The organism is Thalassobaculum litoreum DSM 18839 (assembly GCF_900102465.1).
Taxonomy (GTDB): domain Bacteria; phylum Pseudomonadota; class Alphaproteobacteria; order Thalassobaculales; family Thalassobaculaceae; genus Thalassobaculum; species Thalassobaculum litoreum.
Genome location: NZ_FNBW01000014.1, coordinates 66,753 through 84,835, shown reverse-complemented (window position 1 = coordinate 84,835; position 18,083 = coordinate 66,753). Strand labels below are relative to the sequence as shown.

Here is an 18,083-nt window from a genome sequence, read left to right as displayed (position 1 = left end):
CCGCGCCAAACCCGAGTGCGACAAATCTGTCGCCTACGGCAAATCAGTGCCCGAAAAATGCCGCCGAAACCGGCGTCAGAGCACCTTGCCCGGGTTGAAGATGCCCGCCGGGTCCAGGGTCGCCTTGATCGACCGCATCAGGTCCAGGGAGACGGCGTCCTTGTAATGGGCGAGTTCCCCGCGCTTCAGCCGGCCGATGCCGTGTTCGGCGCTGATCGAGCCGCCCATCTCCACCACCGTGTCGTGGACCGCCCGGTTGAACTCGTCCCAGCGGGCCAGGAAGGCCTTGCCGTCGCCGCCCTCGGGGACCTGCAGGTTGTAGTGCAGGTTGCCGTCGCCCACATGGCCGAAGCCGACCAGGCGTACGGTCGGGTCGATCTCCGCCACCTTCTTCCAGGCGGCATCGTAGAACTCGGCGATGCGCGAGACCGGAACGGAGACGTCGTGCTTGATCGACGCGCCCTCGATCTTCTGGCTCTCCGAGGCGTTCTCGCGCAGCTTCCAGAACTCCTGGCGCTGGGCCTCGTTCTGGGCGATGGCGGCGTCGAGCACCAACCCGGCCTCGAACGCGCCCTCCAGGATCGCCTCCAGACGCTCCGACAGCCCGCTCTCGCCGGAGGCGGTGGAGACCAGCTCCAGCAGGACGTAGAACTCGTAGCGCTCGGCCAGCGGGTCCTCGCAGTCCGGCATGTGCTTCAGCACCAGATCGATCACCAGCCGCGGCATCAGCTCGAAGGTCTCCACGGCGTCGCCGCTCTCGGCCCGCGCCCGGCCGAGCAGGGTGACTGCGGCGGCCACGTCCGGCACCGCGCAGAAGGCGCTGCGGATATCGGTCGGCTTGGGGAAGATCTTCAGCACGGCGGCGGTGATGATGCCGAGCGTGCCCTCCGCGCCGAGGAAGAGCTGCTTCAGGTCGTAGCCGGTATTGTCCTTGCGCAGGCCCCGCAACCCGTTCCAGATCCGCCCGTCCGGCAGCACCACCTCGAGGCCCAGCACCAGCTCGCGGGCGTTGCCGTATTTCAGCACGTTGGTGCCGCCGGCATTGGTCGAGAGATTGCCGCCGATCATCGCGCTGCCCTCGGCCGCCAGCGACAGCGGGAAGTAGCGGTCGGCGTCGGAGGCGGTCTGCTGCAGGCTCTCCAGAATACAGCCGGCCTCCACGGTCATGGTGTAGTTGTCCGGATCGACCGCCCGCACCTTGTTCATGCGCGCCAGCGACAGGATGATCTCCTCGCCGCCCTCGTCCGGAGTCGAGCCGCCGCACAGGGACGTGTTGCCGCCCTGGGGCACGATGGGAATGCCGGCCTCGGCGCAGACCGCAACCACGCCGGCCACCTCCTCGGTCGTCGCCGGCTTCACCACCATCCGCGCCGAGCCGCCGTACAGCCCGCGCCAGTCGGCCAGATGCGGCGCCATGGCGTCGGCATCGTCGGTCCAGCCTTTCGGCCCGACGATGGTCTTGATGCGCTCCAGGGCTTCGGTGACGTCGTTACGTGTGGCGGCGGCGGGCGCGGCCATGGGCAGTCTCCTCAACGTGAGGGAAATGGCGTGTGGATAACCCGATCATACGGCTCCATCCGCGCACGACAAGATGCGTCCGCGATTGGTCCATTCATAGGGGCGGAAATTTGGCCTCAGGCGGCGGGTCTGCGGCGGGGGCTCGTGGAAGACACGCAGGGTGACCGCACGGCCGCCGCTTTCCCCGTCATCCTGACGGATGTCAGGATCAGCGGGCGCTCATCCACACCCCCGGATTTATTCCGAGGCCCACACATCCTCCACACGAGCGGAGGCCGCGAAATCTTTGACTGCCGAGCGGTATCAACCGCGCGGGGCGGCGGCGCGCCTCAGGCGGTCGTTGATCGCGGCCCCGAGCCCTGCTTCCGGCACCGGCGCGACCGCGATGGCCGCTATCCCCGGCCGGTCCAGCGCCCGCAGCAGCGCGAACAGGTTGGCCGCCGCCTCCACCGGATCGCCGGAGGCGCTGAGATCCGTCGCCGCCCCCAGTTGCCCGGCGAAATCCAGCCCGACCTCCCCGTCCCGCAGGGTAGTGGCATTCAGCCGCACCGGGGCGGCCGGAGCGTAGTGGCTGGCCAGCATGCCGGGCGCGGTGATCGCGTCGCCATGGCCGGCCAGCTCGATCGAACCGACCAGCGCCTCGATCTGTTCGCGGGTCACCGACCCGGGGCGCAGCAGTCGCGGCCGGTCGCCGCTCACGTCCAGCACCGTGCTCTCCAGTCCGACCGCGCAGGCGCCGCCGTCCAGGATAAGGTCCAGGCCCTCGAAGCCTTCCGCCGCCACATGGGCCGCGATGGTCGGGCTGACCCGGCCCGAGCGGTTGGCGCTGGGGGCGGCGACCGGACGGCCGGCCTCGGCCAGCAGGGCGCGGGCATCGGCGCTGCCGGGCACCCGGATCGCCACCGTGTCCAGCCCGGCGGAGGTCAGCCAGGCGATCGGGCAGTCCTCGGTCCGGCGCAGCACCAGGGTCAGCGGGCCGGGCCAGAACGCCTCGGCCACCGTGCGGGCCGCCGCCGTCGCCTGACCCAGCGCGAAGGCGGTCTCCACATCCGGCACATGGCTGATCAGCGGATTGAAGCGCGGCCGGCCCTTGGCGGCGAAGATCCGGGCCACCGCCGTCTCGTCGGTCGCGTCGGCGCCGAGGCCGTAGACCGTCTCGGTGGCGAAGGCGACGAGGCCGCCGGCGCGCAGGATCTTTGCCGCATCGGCGCGGGCGGAGGGGTCGGCGATCGGGCGGATCGGAACGGACATGGCGGCGCTGGTGCCCCAGGATGGCGGTAACGTCAAGTCGCGGTACCGTTTTGCGGTGCAGCATAACCGTCGAACCGCTACACTGGTCCGACAATCTTTAGAGGAGGGAGGGCCTGAATGGCACGCATCCTCACCGTCGCCCAGCAGAAGGGCGGCGCCGGCAAGACCACCCTGGCCGCGCATCTCGCCGTGGCGATCGCCGAGACCGGCAAGACCGTCGCCGTCGTCGATATCGATCCGCAGGCATCGCTCTCCTCCTGGTGGGAGATGCGCGCCGAGCTGGGCCTGCCCGCCCCGTCCAACGGCAGGGGCAAGGGCGGCCTGTCGGTGCACCGGATCACCGGCTGGCGCACCGCCAACGAGGTCGAGAAGCTGGCCCGCGACCACGACGTGGTGGTGGTCGACAGCCCGCCGCATGCCGAGACCGAGGCCAAGATCGCCGTGCGGGTGGCGGATCTGGTGCTGGTGCCGCTGCAACCGAGCCCGATGGATTTCTGGGCGACCCAGGCGACCCTGGACCTGGCGAAGGCGGAGAAGACCGACGCCCTGCTGGTGCTGAACCGGGTGCCGCCCCGCGCCTCGCTGACCGAGGCGATGACCGTGAAGATCGGCGAGATGGGCGCCAAGGTAGCGAAGGCGCAGATCGGCAACCGGGTGGCCCTGGCGGCGTCCCTGCTGGAGGGCAAGGGGGTGACCGAGTACCAGAAGCGCGGCACCGCGGCGGCCGAGATAAAGGCGCTGGCCGCCGAGGTGATGAAGGGATAGCGGGGCCCGGATCCTCGGGATGACGATGAGGGGATGGAGAAGAAAGGCGCCTAAAGGTTCCGCGCCCGCTCCCGCAGGACGAATTTCTGCACCTTGCCGGTGGAGGTCTTCGGCAGTTCGCCGAACACCACCGTCTTCGGCGCCTTGAAATGCGCCATGTTCTCGCGGGCGAAGGCGATCAGTTGGGCCTCCGTCGCCTCCTTACCGGGGCGCAGGGTGACGAAGGCGCAGGGCGTCTCGCCCCATTTCTCGTCGGGACGGGCGACCACCGCCACGTCCATCACCGCCGGGTGCCTGTACAGCACGCCCTCCACCTCGATGGTCGAGATGTTCTCGCCGCCGGAGATGATGACGTCCTTGGAGCGGTCCTTGAGCTCGATATAGCCGTCCTCGTGCATCACGCCGAGGTCGCCGGTGCGGAACCAGCCACCCTGGAACGCCTTGTCAGTGGCCGACGGGTTCTTCAGGTAGCCCTTCATCACCACGTTGCCGCGCATCATGACCTCGCCCATGGTCTCGCCATCGGCGGGGACGGGGTCCAGGGTCTCGGCATCGGCGATGTACAGGCCTTCCAGCGAGGGATAGCGCACGCCCTGGCGCGACTTCAGCGCCGCCTGCTCGTCGACCGGCTTGATCGACCACTCGTCATGCCAGGCGCAGACCACCGCCGGGCCGTAGACCTCGGTCAGGCCGTAGACATGGGTGACATCGATGCCCAGGTTCTGCATCCCCGCCAGGACCGGAGCCGGCGGCGGCGACGCGGCGGTCATCATCTGCACCGATTGCGGAAACGACTGCTTGGTCTGCTCATCGGCGTTCAGCAGCATCGACATGACGATCGGCGCGCCGCAGAGATGGGTCACTCCCTCCTCGGCGACGGCCTTGTAGATCGCCGCGGCCTCGACCTTGCGCAGGCAGACATGGGTGCCGGCCTGCACGGTGATGGTCCAGGGGAAGCACCAGCCGTTGCAGTGGAACATCGGCAGGGTCCACAGATAGACTGGATGCATCTTCATGCCCCAGACCATGATGTTGCCCAGCGCGTTCAGATAGGCGCCCCGGTGGTGGTAGACCACGCCCTTGGGGTCGCCGGTCGTGCCCGAGGTGTAGTTCAGAGCGATGGCGTCCCACTCGTCGCTCGGCCGCAGGCCCTCGAACGCCGGGTCGCCGGTCGTCAGGAACGATTCGTAATCCGTCTCGCCGAGCTTCTCGCCGCCCGGCCCCTCGCTGTCGTCGACATCGACCACAAGCAGCTCGCGGTCGGTCAGGGTCAGCGCTTCCCTGATCACCGGCGCGAACTCGGTGTCGGTCAGCAGGACCTTGGCCTCGCCGTGATCGAGGATGAAGGCGATGGTGGCCGCATCCAGGCGCGTGTTCAGCATGTTCAGCACGCCGCCGGCCATCGGCACGCCATGGGCCGCTTCCACCCCTTCCGGTGTGTTGGTCAGCATGGCCGCGACGGTGTCGTTCCTGCCGACGCCGCGGGCAGCAAGGGCGGAGGCCAGCCGGCGGCAACGCTCGGCCGTCTGCGCCCAGGTATAGCGGCGCTTGCCATGGGCGACCGCCAGCCGGTCCGGGAAGGTCGCGGCGGTGCGCGCCAGGAAGCTGAGTGGGGACAGCGGCACAAAATTGGCCGCGTTCCGGTCCAGATCGGTCTCGTAAGGATTGGCCTGGGCGGGGTTGGCCTGGGCGGGATCAGAAGGGGCGGTTGCAGTCATCGTCATCGCTCTCCGGTGGTCGCGGAGACCCTAGCCGAGAACGAATTCTATGCCCACACCCCGAGATGCTGAACCAGAATCACGCTGCCGATGGCGATCAGGATGACTCCGCCGATCGCCCCGGCGGGCCGGCCCAGCGCGGTGCCTGCCGCGCGGCCGAGCAGCATCCCGAGGCACGCCATCACGAAGGTGACGGCGGCGATGGCGAGCGCGGTCGGCACCAGGGCATCCTCCATCAGCGCCAGCACGGCGCCGACGGCGAAGGTATCGACGCTGGTGCCGATGGCGGTCAGCGCCAGGGTCGGCCAGATCACCGCCGGTCCGCTGTCGGGGTTCGCGACCAGGCTCTCCCAGATCATCTTCGCGCCGACGCCGCCGAGAATCCCGAACGCGATCCAATGATCGACCGCCGCCACATAGGCATTGGCGGCATGCCCCAGCGACCAGCCGAGCAGCAGCGCCACCGTCTCCGCCGCGGCGAAGAGGAAGGCGATCAGCAGCATGTCGACCGTGCGGTGACGGTCCTGCCTCGCGCCGTTCCCGATCGACACGGTGAACGCATCCGCGGAGACGCCGACAGCAAGGGCAAGGGTCGAGATCATTCCGGTTTCCGCCGGTCTGTGGATGGGGTGCCCGGGCACCCCCTTAAGGAAGCCCGTATATAGCCCCGCCCGGACCCGAAGTCAAAAATTAGGCAAAGCTAACTTTATGATATTAAATAGATTTTCTTACATGGACGATGAAATCTCCAACCCCTTGAAGCTTGTTAGTCGCCCCCATCGGAGTGGATGTCCGGACGGCATGCCGGCGCGTCACCATCGGGCCCCGCGACGAAGCGGGCGCTTAACAAGACCGCTGCCTCCCGCATAGAGTTCACCGAAGAACGAAGACACGGACCGATCACGGATCCGGCGACAAGGGAGAGCGCGACGATGGGCCAATTCGACGACGTCTATACGTCCTGGCAGTCAGATCCGCAGGCGTTCTGGGCGCGCGCCGCCGAGGACGTGGTCTGGACCAAGCGCTGGGACACCGTTCTCGACGACAGCAACCCGCCGTTCTACCGGTGGTTCGTCGGCGGCACGACCAACACCTGCTACAACGCCGTCGACCGCCACGTGGACGAAGGCCGCGGCAGCCAGCCGGCGATCATCTACGACAGTCCCGTTACCAACACCGTGGAGACCATCACCTACGCCCAGCTAAAGGAGCGCACGGCAGCCTTCGCCGGCGCCCTGGCGGGCTTGGGCGTGCGCTACGGGGACCGGGTGATCCTCTACATGCCGATGATCCCCGAAGCGGTCGTCGCCATGCTGGCCTGCAGCCGGATCGGCGCCATCCATTCGGTGGTGTTCGGCGGTTTCGCCTCCAAGGAGCTCGCCACCCGGATCGACGACGCCAAGCCGAAGGTCATCGTCGCCGCCTCCTGCGGCCTGGAGGGCCAGCGGGTGGTGCACTACAAGCCGCTGCTGGACCGGGCCATCGAGCTGGCCGAGCACAAGCCCAACGCCTGCATCATCAAGCAGCGCCCCCAGGAGGAGGCCACCCTGGTCATGGGCCGCGACTGGCTGTGGGAAGACGCGGTCGCCCAGGCGGAGCCGGCCAAATGCGTGCCGGTGAAGGCGGAGGATCCCGTCTACATCCTCTACACCTCCGGCACGACCGGGAAGCCGAAGGGTGTGGTGCGCGCCACCGGCGGGCACCTGGTTACCCTGAAATGGTCGATGCCCAACATCTACGGCATGGACACCGGCGACGTGTACTGGGCCGCCTCCGACGTGGGCTGGGTGGTGGGGCACTCCTACATCGTCTACGCGCCGCTGTTCCACGGCTGCACCACGATCCTGTACGAGGGCAAGCCCATCGGCACGCCGGATGCCGGCGCCTTCTGGCGGGTGATCGAGCAGCACAAGGTCAAGGCGATGTTCACCGCCCCGACCGCCCTGCGCGCGATCAAGAAGGAGGATCCCCAGGGCAAGCTGCTGGAGAAATACGACCTGTCCCACTACCGCGCCCAGTTCCTGGCCGGCGAGCGCTGCGACCCGGACACCCTGAAATGGGCCGAGGACCACCTGAAGGTGCCGGTGATCGACAATTGGTGGCAGACCGAGACCGGCTCGCCGATCGCGTCGAACTGCCTCGGCATCGAGCTGCTGCCGTTCAAGCCGGGCTCGCCCACCCGCGCGGTGCCGGGCTACGAGGTCCATGCGCTGTCGCCGGAGGGCGAGGAGATGCCGCCGGGCGAGATCGGCTCGCTGGCGATCAAGCTGCCGATGGCCCCGGCCGCCCTGCCGACCCTGTGGAACAACGACGACCGGTTCATCGAGAGCTACATGGCGGAGTTCCCCGGCTACTACCAGACCGGCGATGCCGGGATCGTCGACGCGGACGGCTATCTCCATGTCATGTCGCGCACCGACGACATCATCAACGTCGCCGGCCACCGCCTCTCCACCGGCGGCATGGAGGAGGTGCTGGCCAGCCACCAGGACGTGGCCGAATGCGCCGTGATCGGCGTCGCCGACGAGGTGAAGGGCCAGGTGCCGCTCGGCTTCCTGGTGCTGAAGGACGGGGTGAACCGGCCGCATGAGGAAATCGTGAAGGAAGTGGTGGCGATGGTGCGCGACCGCATCGGGCCGGTGGCCGCCTTCAAACAGGCGACCGTGGTCCTGCGTCTGCCGAAGACCCGATCGGGCAAGATCCTGCGCGCCACCATGCAGAAGATCGCCGACGGCGAGAGCTTCGCCACCCCCGCCACCATCGACGACCCGGCGATCCTCGAAGAGATCGCCACGTCGCTGCAAACCATCGGATACGCCCGCAAAGGGTAGAACAAGAGGGATAGGACATGCGTCTGGAAGGAAAAGTTGCCGTCGTCACCGGCGCGGCGCGGGGAATCGGTGCGGCCATCGCCAAGCGGTTCGCCCTGGAAGGGGCCAAGGTCGTGGTGTCGGACGCCGACCCCATGGCCGGCGATACCTCGGTCGAGGCGATCAAGCAGGCCGGCGGCGAGGCCCGCTTCATCGCCTGCGACGTGTCCGACCGCGCCCAGGTCGCGTCGCTGATGGACCGCACGATCGAGGCCTATGGCAGCCTGGACATCGCCGTCGCCAATGCCGGGGTGATCCACAATCACCCGTTCCTGGAGCTGGACGACGAAACCTTCGACCGGGTGATCGCGGTCAACCTTAAGGGCGTGTTCCTGACCGGCCAGGAGGCGGCGCGGCGGATGGTGGATCGCGGCATCCAGGGCCGGATCGTCAACACCGCCTCGGTCAACTCGGTGATCGCCCCGACGGGGCTCGCCGCCTACAACGCGTCCAAGGGCGGGGTGGCGCAGCTCACCAAGACCATGGCGATGGATCTGGCGGATTACGGCATCCGGGTGAACGCCATCGGGCCGGGCAGCGTGGCCACCGACCTGTTCCGCGCCGGCATCCTCACCGACAACGAGGCGATGCGCCGGGTCGAGATGCGCACCCCCATGCGCCGGGCGTCGGAGCCGGACGAAATGGCCGGCGTCGCCCTGTTCCTGGCGAGCGACGACAGCTCGTATGTGACCGGGCAGGTGATCTACGCCGATGGCGGGCGACTCGCCCAGGGGCATGTGATCCAGCCGAAGGATTGAGCCTCCGCGCTCCTCCGATCGTCATCCCGGGAGACCCCGGGCTCGCCCCGGGGACTGCCCGGGACCCGGAGGGCGTCAGCCTGGGTCCCGGCCGACCTCCGGGTCAGGCCCGGAGCTCGCCGGGATGACGATGTTTTCTTGAATGTATCCCGCAACCGTTATCCCGGATCGACCCCGGGTCCGCCCGGGGCGAGGCCGGGACCCAGGGGCACCGACCTGCGAGGCCGGCGTGGCGGATCGGCGGCCGGACACGCATCCGTCCGGCGCCGATCCGCCTGCCCAGCCCCCCACGGGCCAACCGGTAAGTCCCTATTCGAAATTCGGCCGCGGATCGCCGGTGACGCCCTTGGGCGCGCGCTGGATCTCGATGCGACGCTTGCCCTGGGCGGTCTCCGCCTTCTTCGGCAGGGTGATGCGCAGGATGCCGTCTTCGCTATGCGCCTCGATTCCGGTCTCGTCCACGTCCGGCGGGAAACGGAAGGTCCGCCGGAACGCGCCGTAGGTGCGCTCGGAAAAGATGTAGCTGTCCGTCTTCTCGTCGCGCGAGGACCGCTTTTCGCCGCTGACCGTCATCTGGTCGCCATGGACCTCCACATGGATGTCCGCCTCGCGCACGCCCGGCAGCTCGATCTCGATGACGTAGGCGGCACTCGACGCCGTCGCATCGGAGGGCGGGCTGAAGAATTCGGCGACGCGGTTGCCGAACCGCCGCAGCGGGTCCATGACCTGCGGCCACCAGTCTGCATGGGATGGAACACCTTCGACCATAGTCACCTCCGTGGCGGGTTCCCTTGTCCGATTTCGGACGACGGAAGCTTGGCGGAGGTGCGGTCAGCCGACATTGACCTGCATCAAATACGGTCGAAAATCCGACTTGGGCGGTGCTTCCTGGGCGGCACTCCCCGGGCGGCTCTCCCCGGGCAGCGTTCTCCGGCCGGTCAGTTCCGGTAGGCCAGCCGCAGGTTACCCCAGATCCGGTCGGCCACCCGGATCGGGCAGTCGATCTCCTTGAGCACCTGCTTGTTGCCGCCGCCCATGTCGCGGACATAGCTCTGGATCTTGTGCTCGTCGGTATTGCGGGCGGCGAGCAGGCCGGCCCGGTCGTCGAAGATCCGTCGGTTGCGGCTGTTGGCGGTGTTCCAGACCGTCTCCCCCGGCTTCTGCGGCTTGGAGAAGGCGGTGTTGTGGGTCGGAAGGTAGGCGTTCCGGTCGACGGCGGCGCAGAACACGATGGCGGAGTTCTTCGCCACCACCGCCTCCTGGACGACAGGGAACTGCTCGTCGGTGAGGGCGAGGAACCGGGTGGAGTACTGCACCGGGTCGGTCCCCTGGATCGGCACGTAGTCGTCGTCGAACAGATCCTCCATATCGAGCCGGCCGGAGGACAGAGCCGAGGACAGGATGCCGGACAGCTTGTCCGCGGCATCCCGGCACAGCGTCACCAGCGGCGCATCATGGGTCTTGGTCGCCTCGATGACCCGCCGTACCCCGGCGATCTCGGTATCGGTCGGCGCCAGGAACTGCAGATGGGTACCCAGCGGGCTGCTGCCGACGACCCGGGCGCGCAAGGTCCCGATCCCGTCGACCTCCACCGTGCCCTCCTGCCCGGTCGCCTCCTCGTCGAGGCCCGGGAAGAACAGACCGCCGGAGAACGACAGATCGACGGTGTGGCCCTTCAGCGAGGCGGTCCCCATGGACAAGGTGCCTGGAATGCCGACGGCCACCCGGTCGCCCTGGCGCCGGTCGCCGACCCCCGAGGAGCGCAGCATGGTGGTTATGCGGCGCTGCAGGTCGCCGACATCCCGTCCGAGCCGCCCGGCGATCTCCGCCAGCCGGTCCGCCGCCCGCAGGGACACCTTGGCCGTGTCCTGGACCGCCCCGATCTGGTCGGCGACCTGTCCGGTCTCCAGGGAGGCGCGTTCGGCGCTGCGGGCGATCTCGGCGATGGCGGCGCGCTGTTCGTCGGCCGAGCTGGAGACCGAACCGGCCCGTTCGGACAGCTCCTCCACCCCGGTCACGATGCTGCCGAGCGCCAGGTTGACCGAGTCGGTCGAGGCCGAGATCTGCTGGGTGCGTTCGGTGACCGACGCGATCGCGTTCTCGGTCTCCGCGGCGAGCGATTTCACCTCGCCCGCGACCACGGCGAAGCCCTTGCCGGCGTCCCCGGCCCGAGCCGCCTCGATGGTGGCGTTCAGCGCCAGCAGGCGGGTCTGCTTGGCGATGCTGCGGACCAGTTCCGTCACGTCGCCGATCGCCGCCGCGCTCTCGGTCAGCGCCGCCATGGCGCGCTTGGCCTCCTCGATATCGGAGAGGGTGGATTCCGCCTTCTGGGCCGCGCCGGTGGTCTGGTCCGAGATCTGCTGGCTCGAGGCCTCCAGTTCCTGGGCGGCGCTGGCGACGATGTTCACGCCATCGCGGGTATTCTGTGCGCTCGCGCCGACGGTGCCGGCCGCCGAGGTGACGTCGCCGGCGATGTTCTCGAGCTGACCCGCCACCTGGCTCAGGGTCTGAACCTGGTGCCGCACCTCGGACAGGGTGGTCGACATCTCGCGCTCAAGACTGTCCGACATGGCCATCAGCCGGCCAGTGGAGTCGATCTCGTTCGAGGTCGAGCCGAACGAGGCTATGCTGGCGGCGATATCGGCGAAGCATCGACGCAGGATCGCACGGATCTCGTGCTCCTGTCGGTCGCCCTTCCTGACGCTCTTCACCACGCCGACGATCAGGTCCTCGGTCAGCTTCTCGTAGCCGGCCAGGTAGGTCGAGGTATCGATCCGCCGCTCCACATGGACACGGCCGATCCGTTCGGAGGTGGCGAGCACCGCGTCCAGGTCGCGCTCGGATCGCGCGGCGAACAGGGCAGTCCAGTGCCGCAGCTGCGCCTGCTTCAACCGGTCGAGGTCGGAACCCTCGAACAGTGGGGCGATGTCCTCGTGGCCGGTGGCCATGCGGTAGAAGTCGTCGATGGCCGACCGCGCCAGCTTCTCTCCCTCGGCGGCGGGGCCGCTCTCTTCCAGCTGGAACAGCTTGCGGATCTGTCCGGCCGTCGACGGCTCGATTCCATGGTTCATCCATTTCCCCCCGGTCGTCGCATCTGTTCGCGCGGCGACGTTCCCGGCCGGAGCTTTCCTACGTACCGTCGGACCATCTGACGCGGGCCGCCGGCACGGTTTCCCCGGCGATGCGCCACCGTCCTGCCAAAAATAGTACCACGGCATTTACGGGCATGCTTTTCGTAATCGTCTCGTATGCGAGCAATCCCGCATCCAGGGCCGCATCGATCTCCCCGGGGGCGAGCGCGCCGACGTCGAGCACCACCGGCCGGTCGCCGAGATCGCTGTCCGGATCCTCCGCCGAGGCCGGGCCGCGGCGGATTGCGGGATGGCCGGGCAGGTCGACCGCGTTGCCGATCAGTGTCGCCGCCACATCCGCGCTGGCCGCATCCCGGGCCAGGACCGTGACCGCATCGGCGATGCCGAAGGAGAAGGAGCGCCCGCCCCGCCCGCTGGTCGCCACGCCGCGCACCGGGTCCGTGTGGCGCAGCGTCGCCGTGCCCGCCAGGGCAGGCGCCTGCAGATCCGCCACCAGCCCGACATCGAAGCTCTGCTCCGGCGCCAGGTGGAAGGCGATGTCGCCGCCGTCATTGACCCAGGCGCGGGACAGATCGGGAGCGGCTTCGAGCATGCACGCCAGGATGTGATCGGCGACCGCGCCGGCGACCGCCGCCATCGGCGTGACGAACCGGTCGGGCCAGGGGGCGACGGCGGCGACCATGCGGCGGGCAACGGGGCCGGACACGGCCGTAGGCGGATCGACGATGGGGCGGCGCAGGATCGGCAGCTCTCCGACCAGTTCCGTCAGCAACCCGTCGAACGCGTCGATCGCCGCCGTCTCAGCCGCGGCGCGGTCGGGGCCTTCCGCCTTCAGGATCAGGTCGATCGGCCCGTCCTGCAGGTGCACGCGGCCATCGTGAAGCCGGACGGCCTGCATGGCCGGCCTCAGGCGCGAGGCGACGCGGACCCCTGGGGCAGGTAGGGCCACGGGTTGTCCGGCGCCTGTCGCTCGCGGCGCAGGTCCGGCCGGCTCTCCAGCACCTCGGCCAGGGGTCGGATGGCATCCGTATAGCCGCCCAACTCCTCGTAGGCCCAGCGCGGCAGGGTGAACTCGATGGGGGCGACCAGCGCCGGGGTCGGCACATAGCCGAACGCGCCCCTGGGCAGTCGCGTGACGTCGACCATCAGGGTGATGCCGCCGCCGGGCCAGACATAGACCGGCGCGCCGCCGCAGGTGACGCGGGTGATCGTCGACTGGACCGAGCGGGTCAGGCGCACCGGATTCTCGGTCACTCCGGCCCGCAGGCTGCCGCCGGCGCCGCCCATGAACAGCACGGTGCACAGGGCCGGCTCGCAGTTCTCGCCGATGCGGTCGACCACCGCCTCCAGCGGCTTGGGCATTGGTTTGGCGACGAAATTCAGCCCGTCATCCAACTCGAAATAGGCACTGTCCTCGCCGGTGGTGGAGACCATCAGCACCCGCTCGCCCGGCCAGGCGGTCTTGGGGTCGACCCGGTCGATGATGTCCAGCGGATCGGTGACGTCGGTGCCGCCCCAGCCGGAGCCCGGCTCCGCCACCTGGAAGTAGCGGCCGGGCGTCGACTTGCGGCCGCGCACCCGGATGCCGCCGGGCTTCATGTCGAGGAACTTGCCGGCCTGATGCTCGCTGAGCACGCCGGTGATGTGGTCGTCCACGACGATGACCTCGTCGGCATGGCCGAGCCATTGGGGCGCGAAGATGCCGATGGTGGCCGAGCCGCAGCCGACCCGCATCCGCGCCTCCTGCTCGCCGTCGACGATCGGCGGCTTGCCGGCCTGAACCGTGACCCGGCTGCCGCCGTCGATCTGCAGCTCCACCGCCTCGCCGTTGCACAGGGCCAGCATCGCGGCACAGGTAGCCGTGCCCTCCTTCTTGCTGCCGCCGGTCAGGTGGCGCACCCCGCCCAGCGACAGCATCTGGCTGCCGTATTCCGCCGTGGTGACATGGCCGACCGGCTCGCCGTCGGCCAGCACCTGGGCCTGTTCCGGGCCGAGATGGCGATCGGTGTCGATCTTCACCTTCACGCCGCAATAGCTGAAGATTCCCTCGGTCACGACGGTGACGGTATCCACCCCGTCCCATTCCGCGCCGACGATGAACGGGGCCGGCTTGTAGTCGGGATAGGTGGTGCCGGAGCCGATGCCGGTGACGAAGACCGGCGGCTCGGCCACGATCCTGCCGTCCCAGTCGGGGGCGCTCTCCAGGAACGGCACCACCGTGCCGTCGCGCTCGGCCACCTGTTCGGTCACCACCAGCGGGTCGAGCCGGACCAGGTCTCCCGCCACGTTCGCGTAGCGGTCGCAGGCCCCCGACTTGCCCTCGCGGATGCGGCACAGCACCGGACAGGCGTCGCAGCGCACGATGCCCTCGGGGAGCGTTTCGGCACTCATTCCGCCGCCTCCCGCGTCTGAGCCGCACGGATCGCCGCGCGCAGGCGGTGCGGCAGGACCGGCACCTTGTCCGGGCACACGCCGACCGCCTGGCGGATGCCGGCGAGAATGGCGGGCGCGGTCGGCACCAGGGCCGGCTCGCCGATGCCCTTGGCGCCGAACGGGCCGAGCGGCTCCGGATCCTCGATCAGAATGCAGTCGATCTGCGGCATGTCGCCGACCGTGGGGATCAGATAGTCGTGCAGGTTCTCCGTGCGACCCGGCACGTATTCCTCCATCAGCGCCAGGCCGAGACCCTGGGCGATGCCGCCATGAATCTGCCCCTCCACCAGGGTCGGGTTCACCGCCCAGCCGACATCGTGGGCTGCGGTCATGTGCAGGACCTTGGTGGTGCCGAGCTCCGGGTCGACCTCCACGAGCGCGATCTGCGCGGCGAAGGCGTAGGTGGCGTAGGGAGTCCCCTGGCCGTCGGCGTCGAGCGGGGCGGTCGGCGGATCGAAGGTGCCCTCGCCCACCAGCAGGTGCCCGTCGCCATCCACCGGCAGGACCGAGAGGTCGAGATCCCGCAGACCGGCGGCATCGCGCACGACGATCCGGCCGCCGTCGAAGGTCAGCTCCGCATCCTCGCCGGCATTGGCCAGCCGCAGGATCCGCGCCCGCAGGTCGCGCCCCGCCAGTTCCGAGGCCCGGCCCGACACGAAGGTCTGGCGCGAGGCGGAGGTCTTGCCGGCGTCGGGGGTCAGATCGGTATCGCCCCAGACCTGATCGACCAGGCTCAACGGCGCACCGAGCGCGTCGGCGGCGATCTGAGCCATGATCGTGTAGCTGCCCTGGCCGATATCGACGGCGCCGTTGAACAGGGTCAGCCGCCCGTCCGGCTTCAGCGCCAGACGCATGATCGACGGGTTCGACATGGAGGTGTTGCCGCAGCCATACCACATGCAGCCGATCCCGGCGCCGAGGCGGGTGCGGCCGGCCTTCGCATTGTGGGCCGCCACCTGCTCGCCGTAACGCGCCCAGGCGGGTTTCAGCGCCTCGATGCAGGCCGCCAGCCCGACCGAGGCTTCGATGACCTGTCCGGTCGCCGTCGGGTCGCCGGCGCGCAGGGCGTTCAGCAGCCGGAACTCCAGCGGGTCCATGCCGATGCGGCCCGCCGCCTCGTCCATCAGCCGCTCGCCGATGATCGCCGCCTGAGGCACACCGAAGCCGCGGAAGGCGCCCGCCGGCGGCCCGTCCGTATAGACCGCGGCACTGGACGCCAGCACCGCCCCCACCCGATAAGGCCCGGGGGCGTGGACCGGCACGCGGCCTGCAACGGTCGGCCCCCAGGACGCGTAGGCGCCGGTGTCGAAATCGCCGTGAAAGCGAAAGCCGGTGATCGCCCCGTCGCGGGTCACGCCGAGGCTCGCGGTCATGCGCGCCGGGTGGCGCTTGGTGGTGGCGGCGAAGCTCTCCGGGCGATGGTAGAGCGTCGCGACCGGCCGGCCGAGCTTCCAGGTGGCCACGGCGAGCGGGAGCTGGATCGACTGGTCGAGCTTGCCGCCGAAGCCGCCCCCAACAACCGAAGGCGTCACCCGCACCGCCTCCTGGGCGATGCCGAGCACATGGGCGACCTCGTCGCGGTCCATATAGGGGGTCTGGGTGGTCACCCGCAGCTCGACCCGGTCGCCGGCCCGCCGCGCCCAGCCCGCTTCGGGCTCGATATAGGAGTGCTCGACGAAACCGGTCTGCATCGCAGCCTCGACGACCGCATCGGCCCCGGCCATCGCGGCGTCGACATCGCCGGAGGCCACCCGACCGCGGATCAGCACGTTGCCCGGCGAGGCCTCATGCAGTCGCAGCGCCCCCTCCTTCAGCGCCGCCTCGACGCCGACCACCGCCTCGCGGGGCGACCAGTCGACCGGAAAGCCGGAGAGGTCCAACGCCTCGAACGCCGCCCGGGTCTCGACGATGACGGCCGCCACCGCCTCGCCGCGGTACCGCACGAAACCTTCGGCGAAGACAGGCTGGTCCTTGAGGGTCGGATAGATGCCGAAACTGTTATGCCCCGGCACGTCCCGCGCGGTCAGCACCGCGACGACGCCCGGCACCGCGGCGGCCCAGGCGTCGACATCGCCGAAAGCGAAATCCGCCAGCGCATGGGGCGAGCGCAGCACCCGCAGCCACAGGGCATCCGCCGGCGTGGTGTCGTCGCCATAGAGGTCGCGTCCGTCGAGCTTGCCGACCCCGTCCAGCCGGGCGACCCGGGCGCCCACCGCCGTGCCGGGCGCCGGCGCCTCGGTATCGGGCGCGTTGGAGGCGACATCCAGCACCGCCTCGACGATCTTCAGATAGCCGGTACAGCGGCACAGCACCCCACCGAGCGCGTCCTCCACCGCCGCCCGGCCCGGCTGCGGGTTTCGGCGCAGCAGATCGTGGGCGGCCATCAGCATGCCGGGCGTGCAGATCCCGCACTGGGCGGCCCCGTGCCGGGCAAAGGCACGCTGCAGGGCGGAATGGGTGCCGTCCCGGTCGGCCAGCCCCTCCACGGTGACGACCTCCCCCCCCTCGGCCTGGCCGGCGGGGACGAGGCAGGCGCAGACCTGCGCACCGTCCAACAGAACGGTACAGGCGCCGCAATCGCCGGCGTCGCAGCCGACCTTGGTGCCGGTCAGCCCGAGATCCTCGCGCAGCACCCTGGACAGGCGGCGCTGGGGGGCGACATCGACGCGGCACTCGCTGCCGTTGACGGTGAAGGTCAGGGTCGCGGTCATGCCGCCTCCGCAAGATCGGCCAGACAGCGCCGCACCAGAGTCCGGGCGGTGTCCATCCGGTAGGGCGCATCGCCCCGTACATCGGCGATCGGCGCCAGGGCGGCGAGGTGACCGTCGTCGAGCCGATCCGCCGCCTCTTTCGGCGACAGTCCGACCAACGCGGTCTCCAGCGCGCCGAGACGCAGAGCAGCCGCGGTGCAGGCGCCGACCGCCAGCCGCGTGCCGGCGATGGTGCCGTCGGCGGCCAGACGCATGGTGCCGGCGACCATGACGATGGAAATCACCAGATAGCGCCGCGCGCCGAGCTTCAGGAACCGGCCGGCCCCGTCGAGGGCCGCCTCGGGGAGGTGCACCGCCGCCAGCAGTTCGCCCGGCTCGAGCGCCGTCTTGCGGTTGCCGAGGACAAAACGGTCGAGCGGCAGCCGGCGGGTTCCGCCGGCCGAGACCAGCTCCACCTCCGCGTCCAGCGACAGCAACGCGGGCACCCCGTCGGCAGCGGGCGAGGCGTTGCAGAGATTGCCGCCGACCGTGCCACGGTTCTGGATCTGCGCGCCACCGATCTCCCGCGCCGCCGCCTTCAGCCCGTCGCAGGCCGCCGGCAACTCGGCGTCGATCACCGACCGCCAGGTCGCCGCCGCGCCGATCCGCAGTCCGGCGCCGGTCCGCCCGATCCCCTGCAGGGCATCGAGCGCGGTGACGTCCAGGATGTCCTCGCCGGTGTCGTGGGTGACCCGGGCCGGATAGTGGTCGGTCCCGCCGGCGAGCACCGTCCAGCCGCCGTCCGCAAGCGTGCGCAACGCCTCGTCCAGATCGCGCGGACGCAGATATCGGCTCACGGCACCCCCGATCCATCCCTGTGGAATTTCATTCGTGTACCAATGAAGTGTGCCACGAGTTTGTGAGCGGTCAAGAGGTGGTGCCGACCTTGCGACACTGGATTTGGCCACAATCGGATGCAACTCTTTCC

13 protein-coding genes are annotated in these 18,083 nt (G+C 69.5%); 3 read left to right on the top strand and 10 right to left on the bottom strand.

What is annotated here, in order from left to right; translation table 11 throughout:
• Positions 1 to 75 precede the first annotated feature (75 nt).
• A complete protein-coding gene (locus BLS34_RS19900; protein ID WP_093153162.1) occupies positions 76 to 1,518 on the bottom strand; it encodes an FAD-binding oxidoreductase in 1,443 nt (480 codons plus the stop codon).
• A gap of 303 nt (positions 1,519 to 1,821) precedes the next feature.
• Positions 1,822 to 2,769, bottom strand: a complete 948-nt coding sequence (locus BLS34_RS19895; RefSeq protein WP_093153159.1) for an L-threonylcarbamoyladenylate synthase — start codon at positions 2,767 to 2,769, stop codon at positions 1,822 to 1,824.
• Between the two features lie 117 nt (positions 2,770 to 2,886).
• Between BLS34_RS19895 and parA the strand changes: the two genes are divergently transcribed.
• On the top strand, positions 2,887 to 3,534 hold the full coding sequence (parA, locus tag BLS34_RS19890; RefSeq protein ID WP_093153157.1) for a ParA family partition ATPase: 648 nt from the start codon (positions 2,887 to 2,889) through the stop codon (positions 3,532 to 3,534).
• Positions 3,535 to 3,584: 50 nt separating this feature from the next.
• Here parA and BLS34_RS19885 read toward each other — a convergent pair whose 3' ends face one another.
• Together BLS34_RS19885 and BLS34_RS19880 are read right to left on the bottom strand one after the other, a co-directional pair.
• Positions 3,585 to 5,252 (bottom strand): acyl-CoA synthetase, encoded by a 1,668-nt coding sequence (locus tag BLS34_RS19885; RefSeq protein WP_093153270.1) that lies wholly within the window; start codon positions 5,250 to 5,252, stop codon positions 3,585 to 3,587.
• A gap of 47 nt (positions 5,253 to 5,299) precedes the next feature.
• Positions 5,300 to 5,854 carry a manganese efflux pump MntP gene (locus tag BLS34_RS19880; protein ID WP_028795874.1) on the bottom strand — a complete coding sequence of 185 codons (555 nt, stop codon included), beginning with the start codon at positions 5,852 to 5,854 and terminating at the stop codon, positions 5,300 to 5,302.
• Between the two features lie 330 nt (positions 5,855 to 6,184).
• On the opposite strand from BLS34_RS19880, the gene BLS34_RS19875 reads away from it, so the two are divergent.
• Complete coding sequence (locus tag BLS34_RS19875; RefSeq protein WP_093153154.1) at positions 6,185 to 8,083, top strand: propionyl-CoA synthetase; 1,899 nt, start codon at positions 6,185 to 6,187, stop codon at positions 8,081 to 8,083.
• Between the two features lie 17 nt (positions 8,084 to 8,100).
• Positions 8,101 to 8,880, top strand: coding sequence for an SDR family NAD(P)-dependent oxidoreductase (locus tag BLS34_RS19870; RefSeq protein ID WP_028795876.1), 780 nt, complete (start codon positions 8,101 to 8,103; stop codon positions 8,878 to 8,880).
• 309 nt (positions 8,881 to 9,189) lie between these two features.
• Here BLS34_RS19870 and BLS34_RS19865 read toward each other — a convergent pair whose 3' ends face one another.
• From BLS34_RS19865 to BLS34_RS19840, 6 genes are all read right to left on the bottom strand, one after another.
• Positions 9,190 to 9,648 carry an Hsp20/alpha crystallin family protein gene (locus BLS34_RS19865; RefSeq protein ID WP_093153152.1) on the bottom strand — a complete coding sequence of 153 codons (459 nt, stop codon included), beginning with the start codon at positions 9,646 to 9,648 and terminating at the stop codon, positions 9,190 to 9,192.
• 170 nt (positions 9,649 to 9,818) lie between these two features.
• Positions 9,819 to 11,951, bottom strand: a complete 2,133-nt coding sequence (locus BLS34_RS19860; protein WP_028795877.1) for a methyl-accepting chemotaxis protein — start codon at positions 11,949 to 11,951, stop codon at positions 9,819 to 9,821.
• Positions 11,952 to 12,009: 58 nt separating this feature from the next.
• Entirely contained in the window at positions 12,010 to 12,870 is an 861-nt protein-coding gene (locus tag BLS34_RS19855) for a UPF0280 family protein (RefSeq protein WP_093153149.1), read from the bottom strand.
• A gap of 8 nt (positions 12,871 to 12,878) precedes the next feature.
• Positions 12,879 to 14,363, bottom strand: coding sequence for a 6-hydroxynicotinate reductase (locus BLS34_RS19850; RefSeq protein WP_093153147.1), 1,485 nt, complete (start codon positions 14,361 to 14,363; stop codon positions 12,879 to 12,881).
• On the bottom strand, positions 14,360 to 17,116 hold the full coding sequence (locus BLS34_RS19845) for a molybdopterin-dependent oxidoreductase (RefSeq protein WP_093153145.1): 2,757 nt from the start codon (positions 17,114 to 17,116) through the stop codon (positions 14,360 to 14,362). Before BLS34_RS19845 ends, BLS34_RS19850 begins: the two co-directional genes overlap by 4 nt.
• Positions 17,113 to 17,952, bottom strand: coding sequence for an FAD binding domain-containing protein (locus tag BLS34_RS19840; protein WP_215906170.1), 840 nt, complete (start codon positions 17,950 to 17,952; stop codon positions 17,113 to 17,115). The genes BLS34_RS19845 and BLS34_RS19840 overlap by 4 nt, the downstream gene beginning before the upstream one ends.
• Positions 17,953 to 18,083: the final 131 nt, after the last annotated feature.

Coding starts and splice junctions, on each gene's coding strand:
- BLS34_RS19885 (WP_093153270.1), bottom strand. CDS start 5,252: ATGACTGCAACCGCCCCTTCTGATCCCGCCCAGGCCAACCCCGCCCAG.
- BLS34_RS19870 (WP_028795876.1), top strand. CDS start 8,101: ATGCGTCTGGAAGGAAAAGTTGCCGTCGTCACCGGCGCGGCGCGGGGA.
- BLS34_RS19900 (WP_093153162.1), bottom strand. CDS start 1,518: ATGGCCGCGCCCGCCGCCGCCACACGTAACGACGTCACCGAAGCCCTG.
- BLS34_RS19895 (WP_093153159.1), bottom strand. CDS start 2,769: ATGTCCGTTCCGATCCGCCCGATCGCCGACCCCTCCGCCCGCGCCGAT.
- BLS34_RS19865 (WP_093153152.1), bottom strand. CDS start 9,648: ATGGTCGAAGGTGTTCCATCCCATGCAGACTGGTGGCCGCAGGTCATG.
- BLS34_RS19845 (WP_093153145.1), bottom strand. CDS start 17,116: ATGACCGCGACCCTGACCTTCACCGTCAACGGCAGCGAGTGCCGCGTC.
- BLS34_RS19850 (WP_093153147.1), bottom strand. CDS start 14,363: ATGAGTGCCGAAACGCTCCCCGAGGGCATCGTGCGCTGCGACGCCTGT.
- BLS34_RS19880 (WP_028795874.1), bottom strand. CDS start 5,854: ATGATCTCGACCCTTGCCCTTGCTGTCGGCGTCTCCGCGGATGCGTTC.
- parA (WP_093153157.1), top strand. CDS start 2,887: ATGGCACGCATCCTCACCGTCGCCCAGCAGAAGGGCGGCGCCGGCAAG.
- BLS34_RS19855 (WP_093153149.1), bottom strand. CDS start 12,870: ATGCAGGCCGTCCGGCTTCACGATGGCCGCGTGCACCTGCAGGACGGG.
- BLS34_RS19875 (WP_093153154.1), top strand. CDS start 6,185: ATGGGCCAATTCGACGACGTCTATACGTCCTGGCAGTCAGATCCGCAG.
- BLS34_RS19860 (WP_028795877.1), bottom strand. CDS start 11,951: ATGAACCATGGAATCGAGCCGTCGACGGCCGGACAGATCCGCAAGCTG.